This window comes from Streptomyces sp. NPDC023157, assembly GCF_055560575.1.
The window spans coordinates 538,074-552,749 of the sequence record NZ_JBVHIL010000005.1; the positions used below are offsets into that span (position 1 = coordinate 538,074).

Annotated in this window: 13 protein-coding genes and 1 tRNA gene; 8 read left to right on the forward strand and 6 right to left on the reverse strand. The window is 72.6% G+C overall.

All coding sequences use genetic code 11. From position 1 onward, the window contains the following. Positions 1-87: 87 nt before the first annotated feature. Positions 88-879, reverse strand: coding sequence for a hypothetical protein (locus ACZ3ZE_RS21110; protein WP_361620935.1), 792 nt, complete (start codon positions 877-879; stop codon positions 88-90). A gap of 219 nt (positions 880-1,098) precedes the next feature. Between ACZ3ZE_RS21110 and ACZ3ZE_RS21115 the strand changes: the two genes are divergently transcribed. Further along, positions 1,099-1,542: an ATP-binding protein gene (locus ACZ3ZE_RS21115; protein WP_361168147.1), complete on the forward strand. Its 444-nt coding sequence runs from the start codon at positions 1,099-1,101 to the stop codon at positions 1,540-1,542. A gap of 92 nt (positions 1,543-1,634) precedes the next feature. Here ACZ3ZE_RS21115 and ACZ3ZE_RS21120 read toward each other — a convergent pair whose 3' ends face one another. Together ACZ3ZE_RS21120 and ACZ3ZE_RS21125 are read right to left on the reverse strand one after the other, a co-directional pair. Then, complete coding sequence (locus ACZ3ZE_RS21120; RefSeq protein WP_361620936.1) at positions 1,635-3,104, reverse strand: aminopeptidase P family protein; 1,470 nt, start codon at positions 3,102-3,104, stop codon at positions 1,635-1,637. Positions 3,105-3,270: 166 nt separating this feature from the next. Continuing rightward, positions 3,271-4,665, reverse strand: a complete 1,395-nt coding sequence (locus tag ACZ3ZE_RS21125; protein ID WP_361168141.1) for a PP2C family protein-serine/threonine phosphatase — start codon at positions 4,663-4,665, stop codon at positions 3,271-3,273. A 575-nt stretch (positions 4,666-5,240) separates the two neighbouring features. Here ACZ3ZE_RS21125 and ACZ3ZE_RS21130 point away from each other — a divergent pair. Both ACZ3ZE_RS21130 and ACZ3ZE_RS21135 read left to right on the forward strand, forming a co-directional pair. Next, on the forward strand, positions 5,241-5,978 hold the full coding sequence (locus tag ACZ3ZE_RS21130) for a bifunctional DNA primase/polymerase (RefSeq protein ID WP_361168138.1): 738 nt from the start codon (positions 5,241-5,243) through the stop codon (positions 5,976-5,978). A 142-nt stretch (positions 5,979-6,120) separates the two neighbouring features. After that, a complete protein-coding gene (locus tag ACZ3ZE_RS21135; protein WP_361168135.1) occupies positions 6,121-6,699 on the forward strand; it encodes a hypothetical protein in 579 nt (192 codons plus the stop codon). A 220-nt stretch (positions 6,700-6,919) separates the two neighbouring features. Here ACZ3ZE_RS21135 and ACZ3ZE_RS21140 read toward each other — a convergent pair whose 3' ends face one another. The 3 genes from ACZ3ZE_RS21140 to ACZ3ZE_RS21150 form a co-directional block, all read right to left on the reverse strand. Next, positions 6,920-7,897: a DUF5926 family protein gene (locus ACZ3ZE_RS21140; protein ID WP_361168132.1), complete on the reverse strand. Its 978-nt coding sequence runs from the start codon at positions 7,895-7,897 to the stop codon at positions 6,920-6,922. A gap of 339 nt (positions 7,898-8,236) precedes the next feature. Beyond that, positions 8,237-8,839 (reverse strand): ATP-binding protein, encoded by a 603-nt coding sequence (locus ACZ3ZE_RS21145; protein WP_361168129.1) that lies wholly within the window; start codon positions 8,837-8,839, stop codon positions 8,237-8,239. 73 nt (positions 8,840-8,912) lie between these two features. Further along, on the reverse strand, positions 8,913-9,734 hold the full coding sequence (locus tag ACZ3ZE_RS21150) for a glycerophosphodiester phosphodiesterase (RefSeq protein ID WP_361168126.1): 822 nt from the start codon (positions 9,732-9,734) through the stop codon (positions 8,913-8,915). A gap of 165 nt (positions 9,735-9,899) precedes the next feature. On the opposite strand from ACZ3ZE_RS21150, the gene ACZ3ZE_RS21155 reads away from it, so the two are divergent. From ACZ3ZE_RS21155 to ACZ3ZE_RS21175, 5 genes are all read left to right on the forward strand, one after another. After that, positions 9,900-11,450: a S1C family serine protease gene (locus tag ACZ3ZE_RS21155; protein WP_467260108.1), complete on the forward strand. Its 1,551-nt coding sequence runs from the start codon at positions 9,900-9,902 to the stop codon at positions 11,448-11,450. A gap of 54 nt (positions 11,451-11,504) precedes the next feature. Further along, a tRNA-Ser gene (locus ACZ3ZE_RS21160) sits at positions 11,505-11,591 on the forward strand. A gap of 415 nt (positions 11,592-12,006) precedes the next feature. Then, complete coding sequence (locus tag ACZ3ZE_RS21165) at positions 12,007-12,318, forward strand: hypothetical protein (protein ID WP_361168120.1); 312 nt, start codon at positions 12,007-12,009, stop codon at positions 12,316-12,318. 193 nt (positions 12,319-12,511) lie between these two features. Next, complete coding sequence (locus tag ACZ3ZE_RS21170; RefSeq protein WP_467260111.1) at positions 12,512-13,684, forward strand: acyl-CoA dehydrogenase family protein; 1,173 nt, start codon at positions 12,512-12,514, stop codon at positions 13,682-13,684. Beyond that, positions 13,681-14,676 carry a bifunctional MaoC family dehydratase N-terminal/OB-fold nucleic acid binding domain-containing protein gene (locus ACZ3ZE_RS21175; RefSeq protein ID WP_467260114.1) on the forward strand — a complete coding sequence of 332 codons (996 nt, stop codon included), beginning with the start codon at positions 13,681-13,683 and terminating at the stop codon, positions 14,674-14,676. The genes ACZ3ZE_RS21170 and ACZ3ZE_RS21175 overlap by 4 nt, the downstream gene beginning before the upstream one ends.

Here is a 14,676-nt window from a genome sequence, read left to right on the forward strand (position 1 = left end):
GTGGTCGGCGGTGGTCGGCGGTGGTCGTCCGGGGGGTCGTCCGCGAGCGCGGACGACCGCGGATCCGCTCCCTGCGAGCGGTCCGCGTCAGGCTGCGAGGACGCAGGAGGCGGCCGGGGGGCCGCGCCTGATCACGGTGTGCTGGAGCGCCTCGGTCACCGGCGGCGGCGAGGAGTCGAAGGCGGTACGGGCGGGCCCGCGCGGTCCGGTGGCCGGAGCCCCCGGCAGTCCGGCGAGCAGGGACCGTACGAGGAACAGCGCGGCGCGCAGGGAGCGTACGAGCGCGCACGCGGCGAGCTCGGCGGCGCCCTGTGCGGACAGCCGGACCAGCCGGCCGAGCGCGAGGTCGCCGCGGCGCAGCAGCCAGCCGGTGGCCAGCGCGGCCAGCAGGTGCCCGAGCAGCATGGGCAGACTCGGCATCAGCTCGGCGGCCCCGGCGGCGGTCGCGCCACCGGTCATGCCGGCCATGTGGCCGTGCCCGCCGGTGGCGGCCGGGGTGAGCCCGGCGTCGCTGACGATCCGGGCCGCGTCGGCGGGGCTCAGGGACGTGCCGCCCTGGCCGCAGACCAGCTTGGCGGCCAGCCGGACGAGGGCCTGGTCGGTCTCCGCGCCCATGGTGAGCCGGCGCTGGCCGAACCCGAACAGGGCGTGCAGCCCGAGCTGTCCGACCGTCAGCGCGCCGACGATGGCGGGCAGCGAGCGCTCGCGTCCGGTGAAGAGCACCGTGATGCCGAAGACGCCGAGGAATCCGGCGGCGATCGACCAGAGCGCGATCCCCGCGCAGGCGGCCAGCGCGTGGCCGAGCGCGGACAGCACGACGCAGACCGCGGTGAACACCGCGGCCCTCAGCATGCGTGGTGCGAGCGCGGGGGCAGACATGGCGGGCCCATCATCGCACCAGCCTCACCCCTCCCATACGGCAGGTCCGGAAGGTCACTCTTGGGGGCGTTCGGGGTGACATACACCGGCGCACGGGAGGAGGGCATCCGCCGAACGGGCGCTGTTGACGTGGCTCGGGGCTTATGGACCACGTGGGGGGGCAATACGTATCGGTATGTCGTGCCGCAGTATGTCGAGCCGCAGCCAGGAGGCTGGAGCATGAGCATCTGGTGGTCCCTGCATCTGCGGCGCGAGGCTGCGAGCGTGCCGCTCGCCCGGCGGCTGCTGCTCGGCACGATGGAGACCGCGGGCGTCGACCCGGACGTGTCGTACGAGCTGTCGGTGGCCCTGACCGAGGCGTGTGCGAACGCCGTCGAGCACGGCGGGACGGTGGGCCGGGGCGGGGGCTCGCAGGCGTACCGGGTCACCGCGTACCTCGACGGCGAGACCTGTCGCATCGAGGTGGCCGACTCGGGCCCCGGTTTCGCCGCGGCCCCCGGGCGGCGCCCGGCGGCACCCGACGCGGAGAACGGGCGCGGGCTGCGCCTGATCGAGGAGCTCGCCGATCACGTGCACTTCGGGCGGACGGGCCGGGGCGGAGCCCTGGTCAGCTTCGACAAGATCATCAAATGGAGGCCGGACGCCCCGCTGGCGCTGACCTGACACGCGAAGACCCCGCCGCGTACGGGAAGGGCCCCGCCGAAACGAATCGGCGGGGCCCTTCCCGTACGAGCGGCGGACGAGCCGCGGACGGATCAGCCCTTCAGGCCGGCCATCCACGCCTCGACCTCGTCGGACCGGCGCGGCAGCGCGGCCGAGAGGTTCCGGTTGCCGTCCTCGGTGACGAGGATGTCGTCCTCGATCCGGACGCCGATGCCCCGGTACTCCTCGGGCACGGTCAGGTCGTCGGCCTGGAAGTAGAGACCCGGCTCGACGGTCAGGCACATGCCCGGCTCCAGCGTGCAGTCGACGTACGCCTCGGTGCGCGCGGCGGCGCAGTCGTGGACGTCCATGCCGAGCATGTGGCCGGTGCCGTGCAGGGTCCAGCGGCGCTGGAGGCCCAGCTCCAGGACGCGCTCGGCCGGGCCCTCGACGAGGCCCCACTCGACCAGCTTCTCGGCGAGCACGCGCTGGGCGGCGTCGTGGAAGTCGCGGTAGCCGGCGCCCGGCTTCACCGCGGCGATGCCGGCCTCCTGCGCCTCGTACACCGCGTCGTAGATCTTGCGCTGGATCTCCGTGTACCGGCCGTTGACCGGCAGGGTGCGGGTGATGTCGGCGGTGTAGAGCTCGGTGGTCTCCACGCCGGCGTCGAGCAGCAGCAGGTCGCCGGAGCGGACCGGGCCGTCGTTGCGGACCCAGTGCAGGGTGCAGGCGTGCGGGCCGGAGGCGCAGATGGAGCCGTAGCCGACGTCGTTGCCCTCGACCCGGGCGCGCAGGAAGAAGGTGCCCTCGATGTAGCGCTCGCTGGTCGCCTCGGCCTTGTCGAGGACCTTGACGACGTCCTCGAAGCCGCGGGCGGTGGAGTCGCAGGCCTTCTGGAGCTCGGAGACCTCGAACGCGTCCTTCACGAGGCGGGCCTCGGAGAGGTAGACGCGCAGCTCCTCGTCGCGCTCGGCGGTGACCTTGTCGGTCAGGGCGGCCTCGATGCCGGCGTCGTGGCCGCGCACGGCGCGGACCGGCCCGGTGGCCTCCTTGAGCGCCTGGGGCAGCTCGCGGACGTCCTTCGCCGGGATCCCGAGCAGCCGCTCGGCCTCGGTGAGGGAGTGGCGGCGGCCGACCCAGAGCTCGCCCATGCCGTCCAGCCAGAACTCGCCGTTCTCGCGGTTGGAGCGGGGCAGCAGGTAGACCGTGGCGCGGTGGCCGTCCTCGGCCGGCTCCAGGACCAGGACGCCGTCGTGGGTCTGGTCACCGGTGAGGTACGCGTACTCGGTGGAGGCGCGGAAGGAGTACTCGGTGTCGTTGGACCGGGTCTTCAGGTTGCCGGCCGGGATCACCAGGCGCTCGCCCGGGAAGCGGGCGGACAGCGCGGCGCGGCGGTCGGCGGTGTGCGAGGCCTGGGCGATCGGCGCCAGGTCGTGCAGCTCGGTGTCGGCCCAGCCGGACCGCATGTTCTCGGCGAGCTCGTCGGAGACGCCCGGGTACAGGCCGTTCTTCCGCTGCTTGATCGCCTGCTCTTCGGACTCTTCCGGGGTCTCCGGGTTGTCCGGCGTGAGCTCATCGGCCACGGGTCTGCCTCCTCTGGTACGACACTGAACCCTTCCCATCGTACGGTCGTGCGGAAGGGGGCCCAGAGCCGGAAGACCCATTACCGGCGGGTCAGGACGGTGGCGGTTCTCACTCCGGTCCCGCTCCGGTGTCCCTCCGACCGGCGTCGGAGATCCCCGCCGGACCTCACTCGAAGCGCGCGGCGAGCAGCACGACGTCCTCGCCGTCGAGGTCCGGATCGTCCAGTCCCTCCGGCAGTACGGTCCGCAGGACGTGATCGGCGACGGCGCCCGGATCGGCCCGGTCCGCCTTGGGTACGCCGGCGGCGGCGGCGTGCAGCCGCGCGAAGGCCCGGTCCATGGCGTCGCCGGTCCGCCGGAGCAGTCCGTCCGTGTAGAGCAGCACCGTTTCTCCGGGCTGCGGGGAGAGCTCCACGCTCGGCGCCTCCCAGCAGGCCAGCATGCCCAGCGGGGCGGAGAGCGAGGTCTCGACGTACTCGGTGCGCTGCTCGCCGATGATCAGCGGCGGGGTGTGGCCGGCCCCGGCGAGCACGATCCTGCGGGCCTGCGGCTCGCAGAAGGCGAAGAGCGCGGTCGCCGAGCGCGCGGGCTCGGTCAGCCGCAGCAGCAGCTCCAGGTCGGAGAGGACGGCGACCGGGTCCTCGCCCTCCATCACGGCGTACGCGCGCAGCGAGGCGCGCAGGCGTCCCATCGCGGCCAGGGCGCTCGGCCCGCTGCCCGTGACGGAGCCGACGGCCAGACCGAGAGCGCCCTCGGGCAGTGGCAGCGCGTCGTACCAGTCGCCGCCGCCGCGGGGGCCGGTGCGGTGCCGGGCGGCGAGCTGGACGCCGGGGATCCGGGGGAGGCGGCTGGGCAGCAGTTCCTCGGCGACGGTGGCGACCTGGGCGCGGGCGCGCTCGACCTCCAGGAGGCGGGCGAGGTGCTCGGTGGCGAACCTGCCGTAGAGCTGGACGAGGTGCCGCTGGCGCTCGACGGGCTCCGCAGGCTCGTCGTACAGCCAGACGACGGCGCCGAGCCGGCCGGCCTGCTCGGTGGCGAGCGGCAGCGCGTAGCTGGCGGCGTAGCCGAGGCGGGCGGCGACCTCGCGGTGGCGCGGGTCGAGGCCCTGCTCGCCGCGCAGGTCGGGGATGGCGATCGGGCGGGGCAGCGAGCCCTCCGGCAGCGGGTCGAGCCCGTCGAGGATGCGCCCGTACGAGGTGACGCTGCGCGGCACGGTCTCGATGGTGCCGAGGTCGGCGTGGGCGAGGCCGAGGCCGACGGTGGAGGTCGGGCCGAGGCCGTCGGCGGGTTCGAGCACCGCCATCCCGCGACGGGCCCCGACCAGGGCGGCTCCGGCGCGCAGCAGCTCGCGCAGGGCGTCGTCGAGCGATCCGGTCCTGATCAGGGACTCGGTGAGTTCATGGAGGAGGGTGAGGTCCGAGACCCAGCCGGCGAGGCGGTCCTGGAGGAGGGCGTCGGCCGGGACCGGCGGGGCGACCGCGGGGCGCGGAGGAGCTGCCGCCGGGTGCGGGGGAGCCGCAGTGTGCGGCGGAAGAGAAACAGCGGAATCGATTCCGGCCACTTTCGGCGCACGCGGCGTACTCATGGCACGCGGCTTTCAGACTTGCGCGTTTCATGCAATAGCATCGCAAACCCCCAAGTCATTCTGCGCCACTACCCATCGATCCACATCTACACGCACATGTAGAGCGATGTCCAGCATTGCCACCATGGGACTTGTGGTGTCCGTGGGATGTGGCGAGGGGGTTGAAGACTAGGGGAAGTTGGCTGAAAATTGCCCCCAGTGTGCACCATTCGCGGTCGACTGGCGTCGTTTGAAAGCGCGTCATTTTGAGCGTGACGGGTACGTAATCGGTGACGGGCAGGGGCAGTTGGACACGCCCCGGAATACGGACGCGGAACCCGGGCGTCCTCATCACCGCAGGCCGCACCCTCCAACCGAGTGGCGGGGAACCTCTCCCGCCAAGGACCGGCCGGCAGCGACTGCCGAGCCTGGATGCAGCTCGTACGCGCTGAGATGCATGCTGACACGCACGCTGAGACGCACAGTGATACGCACGGTGAAGAGATCCGCACGTGGAGTCACGCACGTGGTGTGATGTGGATTCGGCGTTCAACGGAAAGGAACGAGCGCTCATGCGCGAGATCCTCGGAAGGCGACGCAGGCTCCGGTTCCGGCGCAAGAGGCGCGAGGAGCGCGCGGAGCGCGAGACAGTCGTCGCACAGCTCGACTCGGCGCTCCTGTGCGCCCATGAATGGAACTGGCCCGTCCTGCCCGGCGTGGGCCTGCGGACCGCGGGAACGAAGGCGACGGGAGCGCGCGCACTGCTCGGCGCGCCCCCCGCCGTGACCTGCGCCTGTCCCGACCCCCAGTGCGTGGTCCCCGGCGCGCACCCCTTCGATCCCGGGCTGCTCGCGGCCACCACCGACGCCCGCATGATCCGCTGGTGGTGGGGCGAACGCCCGGACGCGCCGGTCCTGCTCGCCACCGGCGGCCGGGCCCCCTGCGCGGTGAGCCTGCCGGCCGTCGCGGGCGCCCGCGCGCTCGTCGCGCTGGACGCGCTGGGGATGCGGCTCGGCCCGGTCGTGGCCTCGCCCACGCGCTGGGCGATCCTCGTCGCCCCGTACGGCCTCGAACGCCTGGGCGAACTCCTCTACACGAAGGACAGCGTGCCCAGTTCGCTGCGCTTCCATGGAGAGGGCGGCTATCTACCGCTGCCGCCCTCCACCACCGGGACCGGACAGGTCCGCTGGGAGCGGGCGCCGCTGGCGGGCTCGGCACGGCCGTGGCTGCCGGACGTGGAGGCGGTCGTGGACGCCCTGGTCGAGGCGAGCACGAGCATGCCGGGTGGCGGCAGCAGACTCACGTACTGAGCGGACCAACGCGGGCGTTCACCCGAACGGGTGTGTCCCACCCCGACTTCCAGGGGAAACGGGCGCGCGGCCCGTCGCCCGCCCGCCGGCCGCCGCTATCTTCGCCCCGAGGGGTCGTTCCGACGGAACAGGTGGCTGCGGCATGGGGCAGATGAGTCCGGCGAAGCTCCGCGCGATCGGGCTCGGGGCCGCGGTGGTGATCGCCGTCCTGGTGCCGATCGCGGCGACGGCGGGCCCTTCGGGGGCGGGGCCGGGTTCCGGTCGCGACGACGCGAAGCCGCAGGGTCTCCTCTCGGAGCTGGGCCTGACCCCCGGGCGTCCCGCCACGGCCGCCGGCTCCGCTCCCGCCGCCGTTCCCGACGTACTGCCCTCCGCCACCCGGTGCGGACCCGAACTCGCCTCCCCCGACGGGGTCGAGGCGCAGACCTGTGTGGCGACCGAGGGCGCGGACATCCGGGCGCGTACCTACTACCGCAACGCCACCGGCCAGGAACTCGACGCCGTCCTCACCCTGATGGCCCCTGGGGGCCGCACCGTACAGGTGCGCTGCACGGTCGAGGCGCGGGATGAACCGGGTACGTGCGAGACGCCGCGAGAGCCGGTCAGGGGCGGCGCCGAGGGCTATTCGGCGGTCTCGGAATTCGCCGGTGCGGGGGAGGGTGACACCACTCCGCTGCTGCTGCGCTCGGGGAGCAACGCGGCCGGGCCGGACGGTAGTTGAACCGTACGCGGGCTTACGCGGGCACACGCGGGCATGAGAAGGCCCGATCGCTGGCGACGGGGGATGCACCAGCGACCGGGCTTCTAGAACGGTAACAAGAGATCTGCCGTTCGCAAATTCGATCTCGGTTATTCGGACAGGGATTTAGGCCTGCGAACGAGGGGTTGTGGCGGAAGTCACCGACTGGTCGGTCTGTCCGTCACGGATACCACCTGGGGTATCAGCTGAGCGTGACCTGACGGTTGGTGAGACCGCCCCGCGCGCGCCGCTCCTCGATGCTGAGCGGGGCGTCGGAGGCGAGGGCCTCCGCGAGCCGCTCGGCGAACTCGGCCGCCGGCTTCTCGCACTGCTCCGCCGTCATGCCGGTCGGCAGGTCCCACACGGGGACCATCAGGCCGTGCGCGCGGAAGGAGCCGACGAGCCGGGTGTCCTCGCCGAGCGAGGTGGCGCCGGCGGCCTGGAGCCGGGCCAGCGCGTCGAGCAGCTTCTCCTCGGCGTGCGGCATGACCCAGCGCAGGTGGTTCTTGTCCGGGGTCTCGCACCAGTAGGCCGCGTCCACACCGGTCAGCTTGACCGTGGGGATGGCGGCGGCGTTGGCGCGCTCCAGAGAGGCGCTGACCTCGGGGCTGGAATTGTCCGAGGACTCGGGGATCCAGAATTCGAAACCGGTGTGCACGTCCGGCGCGAAATCGCCGTTCGGGTCGAGCAGGTCCTGGAGGCGCGGACCCTCCGGCGTCACGCGGCGGGGCTCGACCGGCGTGCCGGGCTCCACCTCCAGCGCGCGCTGGAGGGTGTCGGCGAGGTCGCGGGCGAGGTCGCCGGAGGACGAGTCGTTCTGCAGCGCGAGCAGCACGGAGCCGTCGTCGCGGCGCAGCGCGGGCCAGGCCATCGGCAGCACGGTCGCCAGGGTCACCGACGGCACGCCCTCGGGCAGCCCGCCCTTGAGGGTGAGCGGCACGGTGGCGGCGGGCACCAGCTCGCGCAGCGCGACCCAGTCGCACTCGCCGGGCAGCCCCTCGAAGGGACGCTGGACGACCTCGGTCACGGCGTGCGAGGCGGCCCGCCCGTGACACGCCTTGTAGCGGCGGCCCGAGCCACAGGGGCACGGCTCGCGCGCACCGACGACCGGGATCTCCCCGCTCGTGACCTGTGCCTGGCCGGTCTTGCCGGGCTTCGTCTGGGGGCGCTTCTTCGCCATGGTGTGGCATTCTCCCGATCGCGGCGGTGCTGTCTAGGGCGCGAGCCTAGCCGCACGGGATCCCGCATGCCGGGAAGCCGCCGTCACCGGGGCCGCTCCGGCCCGCAACAGGACGACATCCGGACATCCCGCGCCGTCGTCCGGACGACGGCTCCCGAAGAGTGGGAGGCGGTGCCGGCGGTCCAGCCAGCGGTCCCATCGGCGGTCCTACCGGCCGCCCCCTAGGCGGTCCCATCGCCGCCCCACCGGCGGTCCAGCCGGCAGTCCCACAGGCGGTCCAGCCGACGGCCCCACCGGCGGTTGGTTCCGCCACTGTGCCCGCCGGCCGCCGCCCCGGTCTCATTCCAGTTCGTCGTACGCGTCCAGGAAGTCCAGCCCGGAGCCGCCGCCGACCCGTGCCGCGAAGTCCTCGCGGCGGTGGCCCTCGGTGACGACCACCCAGACCGTGACCTCGCCGGTCGCGCTGTCCCGTACGCCCCAGTCCTGTGCCAGCGCGCTGATGATGTTCAGCCCGCGGCCGCCACGCGCGGTGACCGAGGGGGTGGCGGGGACGGGGCGGGTCGGGCCACCGCCGTCCGTCACCTCGACCGTCAGCCCGCCGGATCTGTCGATGCTCCAGGCCGCCCGGACGTCACCGTCGCCCACGTCCGCGTGACCGAGCGGCCTGCCGTGCCGACACGCGTTGCTCAGCAGTTCGGAAAGGATCAGCACCGCGTCGTCGACGACCGTTTCGGACATCCCGCTGCGGTGCAACTGCTCCCGCATCCGGTGTCGCGCCTTACCCACGCCCGCAGGGCCATGGGGTACGGCCATGCTCGACGACGTGGGCACCTCCTGTGCCACCACCAACGCCACCCCCGAGACCTCCTTTGCCCCACGCCACGGTGTGAATGCCCCAATGGCCTGGACCGGAAACCGGCCAGTACGGGTCCGGTGACGCACTCGTGACGATCGCGTACGTCCCGAACGCGCCGGGGCACACCCCATACCCCTGTGACAGGGGGGACGCGAGGGGCTAAAGGCGGCCCAACTGGGACAGCACGTGCTTCGGCCGGTTGGTGATGATCGCGTCCACGCCGAGCCGCTCGCACAGCTCGACGTCCTCGGGATCGTCGACGGTCCAGACGTGCACCTGGTGGCCGGCCTTCTGGAGCCGCAGGATCACGGCGGGGTGGTGCCGGACGATCCGGATCGAGGGCCCGGCGATCCGCGCGCCCGCGGGCAGCCGCCCGTCGCGCAGGCGCGGGGTGACGAACTGGGCGAGGGAGACGGTGGGCAGGGTCGGCGCGGCGGCCGCGACGCGGTGCAGGGAGCGGGCCGAGAAGCTCATGACGCGTACCTGGGAGTCCTCGGGCGCGGCGGGCGCGGCGAGGCCGAAGCGGCCGAGGAGCTGGAGCAGCTTGTCCTCGACCTGCCCGGCCCAGCGGGTGGGGTGCTTGGTCTCGATGGCGAGCTCGATCCGGCGCCCGGCGTCGGAGACCAGCTCCAGGAGGCGCTCGAGGGTGAGGACGGAGGTGGCGCCGGGGTCGCCCCAGTCGGGGCTCTCGCCGGCCTCCTCGCGTCCCTTCCAGGTGCCGAAGTCGAGGGCGGCCAGATCGGCGAGCTCCAGGGCGGAGACGGCGCCGCGGCCGTTGGAGGTGCGGTCGACGCGCCGGTCGTGGACACAGACGAGGTGCCCGTCGGCGGTCAGCCGCACGTCGCACTCCAGGGCGTCGGCGCCGTCCTCGATGGCCTTCACATAGGCGGCCAGAGTGTGTTCCGGGGCGTCCTCGGAGGCCCCGCGGTGGGCGACCACCTGGACGGGGAGACGGTTCGGTTGCTGCGGTGCGTGGGTCACGGCGACATGGTAAGGCTGTGTCGTATTTGCACCCATATAAAGAAGAGGGGTGCGAACACACAGCTCCGGCTTACAGTGGCCTGACGTCCGGTGGGAAAAGCTGAGCACAGCACCATGGACAGGCATCCACCCACCCGCATCCGTGCAGTGAACGAGGAGAGAGCTGTGAGCACCGAGAACGAGGGCACGGCGGTTCCGGCGGACCGGAGTGCCCCGTCCGTCCCTCCCACGCCTCCCGCCCCGCCCGTGGCCCCTCCGACGCCTGCCGCCCCCGCGGGAACGCCCGAGCCGCCGCGGACCGAGCCCCAGGCCGAGTCCCAGCCCCAGGCCCCGGCCGGTTCCGAGTCCGAGCCCCAGGCCCCGACCGGTTCCGAGCACGAGCCGCAGGCCCCGACCGAGACCCTCCCCCAGGTCCAGGCCCAGGCCCCCGCCGCGCCCCCCGCTCCTGAGCCCGCCCCGGCGTACACCCCGGCCTACGCCCACGCTCCCGCCCCCGCTCCGGCCCCGGACGCGGCGGCCGGCGGCTGGCCCCCCGCCCCGCCGGTGACCCCGTCGTGGGGCGCGCCGGCGCAGCCGGTCCCCGAGGCCCCGCGCAGGCGCGCGGGCGGCCTGGTCGCGGCCGTCCTGGTCGCGGCGCTGGTCGCGGGCGGCGTCGGCGGCGGCATCGGCTACTGGGCGGCGTCGCAGCGCGACGACGACCCGACCGCGTCGACCACGGTCTCCTCGGGCGACTCCCCCGCCTCCTTCAAGCGCGACCCCGGCACGGTCGCCGCGGTGGCGGCGAAGGCGCTGCCGAGCGTCGTCACGATCCAGGCGAAGTCCGGCGGCACGGACGGCGAGGGCGGCACGGGCACCGGCTTCGTCTACGACAAGGAAGGCCACATCGTCACGAACAACCACGTGGTGGCCTCCGCGGCGGACGGCGGCACGCTGTCGGTCACGTTCTCCAACGGCAAGACGTACGACGCGGAGGTCGTCGGCCGTGCCGAGGGCTACGACGTGGCCGTGATCAAGCTGAAGAACGCGCCGTCGAACCTGACGCCGCTGGCCCTGGGCGACTCGGACCGGGTGGCGGTCGGCGACTCGACCATCGCGATCGGCGCGCCCTTCGGCCTGTCGAACACGGTGACCACCGGCATCATCAGCGCCAAGAACCGTCCGGTCGCCTCGGGCGACGGCGCCAGCGGCAAGAACTCGTACATGAGTGCCCTGCAGACCGACGCGTCGATCAACCCGGGCAACTCGGGCGGCCCGCTGCTCGACGCGAGCGGCGCCGTGATCGGCATCAACTCCGCGATCCAGTCGGCCGGCAGCGGCTACGGGCAGTCCCAGGCGGGCTCGATCGGCCTCGGCTTCGCCATCCCGGTCAACCAGGCCAAGAACGTCGCCGAGCAGCTGATCAAGACCGGCAAGCCGGTCTACCCGGTGATCGGCGCGACGGTGAACATGCAGGACAAGGGCGAGGGCGCCACCATCGCCCCGCAGGGTTCCGGCGGCACCCCGTCGGTCACCCCGAACGGCCCGGCGGCCAAGGCGGGCCTGAAGGCCGGCGACGTGATCACCGCCTTCGGCGACCACCCGATCGACAGCGGCCCGGCCCTGATCAGCGAGATCTGGACCCACAAGCCCGGCGACACGGTCAAGATCACCTACGAGCGCGGCGGCAAGACCGCCACGGCCACCGTCACCCTCGGCGAACGCACGGGCGACAGCTGATCCTTTACGGTCCCGGTAGTCTGTACTCGCTCCGCCCCTGGCGGACGGAGCGAGGGTGGGTTGCCCGAGCGGCCTAAGGGAACGGTCTTGAAAACCGTCGAGGCAGCGATGTCTCCGTGGGTTCAAATCCCACACCCACCGCGGTGCCTGGAACGGCCCCCGACCGGTAGCGACCGGTCGGGGGCCGTTCGGCGTTTCCCGACCCTTCCCGGGCCGTTCTCGGGCCGTTCTCGACTCCTGCCTGGGTGTTTTCGGGCAGAAGGGCAGATTGGCCGAAAAGCTGCTGAAACGGTTCAGCCCTTGGGAGGGGCGGGGTCCGGCGGGCTTCCGGGCCTCCGTGTGGGTGACCTGGGGCTTTGCCGTGGTCGAGGGGGTTTATCGACTTGTCCTCACGCTTGAGGGGGAATCAGGCGCTAGGGGATGGTTCGCCGGGGATTCGGTGGGCAACTCTGATCTTGCGACGTCGAGCAGGAAACGACCGGGGCGGTCGGCCAACCGCCTTGGGATCAGCAGCAGTTCGCAGCATCCAGAGCTTTCAGTTCCCGGAGGAACAGACATGGCAAGCATCCGTACCGCCCGCGTCATCGCCGTTGTCGCCGCCCTGCCTCTCGCCGCCGCCCTCTTCACCGGGGTGGCGCAGGCCGACAACGGAGGATTCGCGGACAACGGATCGAACACCAGCGTCGCCACGATCATCGGCAGTGGTGTGGGTGGCAACAACCACGGCAACTCGACCACGACCCAGCAGGTGGCGACGGGTTCCGGTGCCTCCAACCAGAACAACACCGCGAGCGTGAACGGCTCCGCCTTGACGCACATCGACCAGGCCAACGTGAACTCGGTCGTCAACTTCTATCCGTGGTGGTGACCGGCCCGACGGGGGGATGGTTCGAGGGGTGAACAGCGGCCCGTGCGGCGGCGCTTCGGCGCCGGCGTGCGGGCCGCTTTCCGTCGCGGGACGAGGGGGACGCGGCGGGCGCCGTGACCTTGACAGGGCGAGCAGATCTGACTGACAGTCAGAAACCTTAGGTGGAAGTCCTGTCCCGACGAGAGGCGTCGCCGTGCACCTCGCCCCGACCGAACGGCAACTGCGGCTGCGCGCCGAACTCCGCGCGTACTTCCGCGACGTGATGCCCGACGGGCCCCCGCCCCCCGCCGACTCCGCCGCGCAGCGCCGGCTGCTGCGCCGCATCGGCGGCGACGGCATGCTGGGGCTCGGCTGGCCCGAGGAGTACGGCGGCCAGGGCCGCGGCCCCGACGAGCAGTTCGTCTTCTTCGACGAGGCCTACCGGGCCGGCGCCCCCGTCTCCATGGTCACCCTCAACACCGTCGGCCCGACCCTCATGAAGTACGGCACCGACGAGCAGAAGACGTACTTCCTCCCCCGCATCCTCAGCGGCGAGATCGTCTTCGCCATCGGCTACAGCGAGCCCGAGGCCGGCACCGACCTGGCCTCGCTGCGCACCAGGGCCGTACGCGACGGCGACTCCTGGCTGATCGACGGGCAGAAGGTCTTCACCTCGAACGCCCAGAACGCCGACTGGATCTGGCTCGCCTGCCGCACCGACGCCGACCCCGGCACCCCCCGCCACCGGGGCATCTCGATCGTCCTCGTCCCCACCGACGCACCCGGCTTCTCCTGGACCCCGATCGAGACCGTCGGCGGCCTCACCACCACGGCCACCTACTACGACGCGATCCGCGTCCCGGCCGCCAACCTCGTCGGGCCCGAGCACGGCGGCTGGGGGCTCATCACCAACCAGCTCAACCACGAACGGGTCGCGCTCGCCGCGATCGGCATGCAGGCCGAGGACTTCTTCGCCGCCGCCCTCCAGCACGCCCACACCCCCGATCCGGTCACGGGAGCCCGCCGGATCGACGAGCCGTGGGTCCGTATCCGCGCCGCCGAGGCGCACGCCCGGCTGGCGGCCACCCGCCTGCTCAACTGGCGCCTCGTCGGGGAGGTCGGGGCGGGCCGGCTGGCCCCGGGCGACGCGAGCGGGGTGAAGTTCGCGGGCACCGAGTCGGCGGTCGAGGTCTACCGGATGTGCCAGGAGATCGCGGGTGGCGCCGGACTGGTCCGGGCGGGATCGCCGGGCGCGTTCGACGGCGGCGAGCTGGAGCGGATGAACCGGGCCGCCCAGATCAACACCTTCGGGGGAGGCGTGAGCGAGGTGCAGCGCGAGATCGTCGCGACGATGCGGCTCGGCATGAAGGGGAGGGGGCGGCGATGAGCAAGGAACCGCATGACCCGACCCATGACGAGCCCCACGACCCGCCCCATGACGAGCACCACGACCCGTTCCACGAGCGGCTGAAGGCGTACGAAGGGCGGCCGGCCGCCGTCGGCGGCACCGGCAAGGACCCCGTCAACGAGCCCATGATCCGGCACTGGTGCGAGGCGATGGGCGACACCAGCCCCGCCTACCGGGGCCCCGACGCCGTCGCCCCGCCCACCATGCTCCAGGCGTGGACCATGGGCGGCCTCTCCGGCCACACCGACCGCTCCGGCGCGTACGACGAACTCTCCGCCCTCCTCGACGCCGCCGGCTACACCTCGGTCGTCGCCACCGACTGTGAGCAGGAGTACCTGCGGCCGCTGCGGCCCGGCGACGCGATCACCTTCGACGCCGTCATCGAGTCCGTCTCGCCGCGCAAGAGCACCAAGCTGGGCACCGGTCACTTCGTCACGACCCGGATGGACATACGGGCCGGCGGCGAGCTCGCCGGCACCCACCGGTTCCGCATCCTCAAGTACACGCCCGCCGCCCGCCCCGAGCAGCGGGAGAAGACCGCGCCCCAGGCGCCCCAGGCCGCCGACCGGCCCCGCCGCCCCCGTCCCGTCGTCAACCGCGACAACGCCGGCTTCTGGGACGGCGTGGCCGAGCACCGGCTGCTCGTCCAGCGCTGCGCCGACTGCGCGACCCTCCGCTTCCCCTGGCTGCCCGGCTGCAACGCCTGCGGCTCCCGCCAGTGGGACACCGTCGAGGCGAGCGGCGAGGGCACCGTCTACTCGTACGTCGTGATGCACCACCCGGCCTTCCCGGCCTTCGACCCCCCGTACGCGGTCGGGCTCGTCGAACTGGCCGAGGGCGTACGGATGATCAGCAACATCGTCGGGGTCCCCTACGACAAGGTGCGGATCGGGATGCCGGTCCGGCTGGAGTTCCTGAAGGTGGACGAGGAGCTCGAACTCCCCGTCTTCCGCGCGGGAGGCGAGGACTGA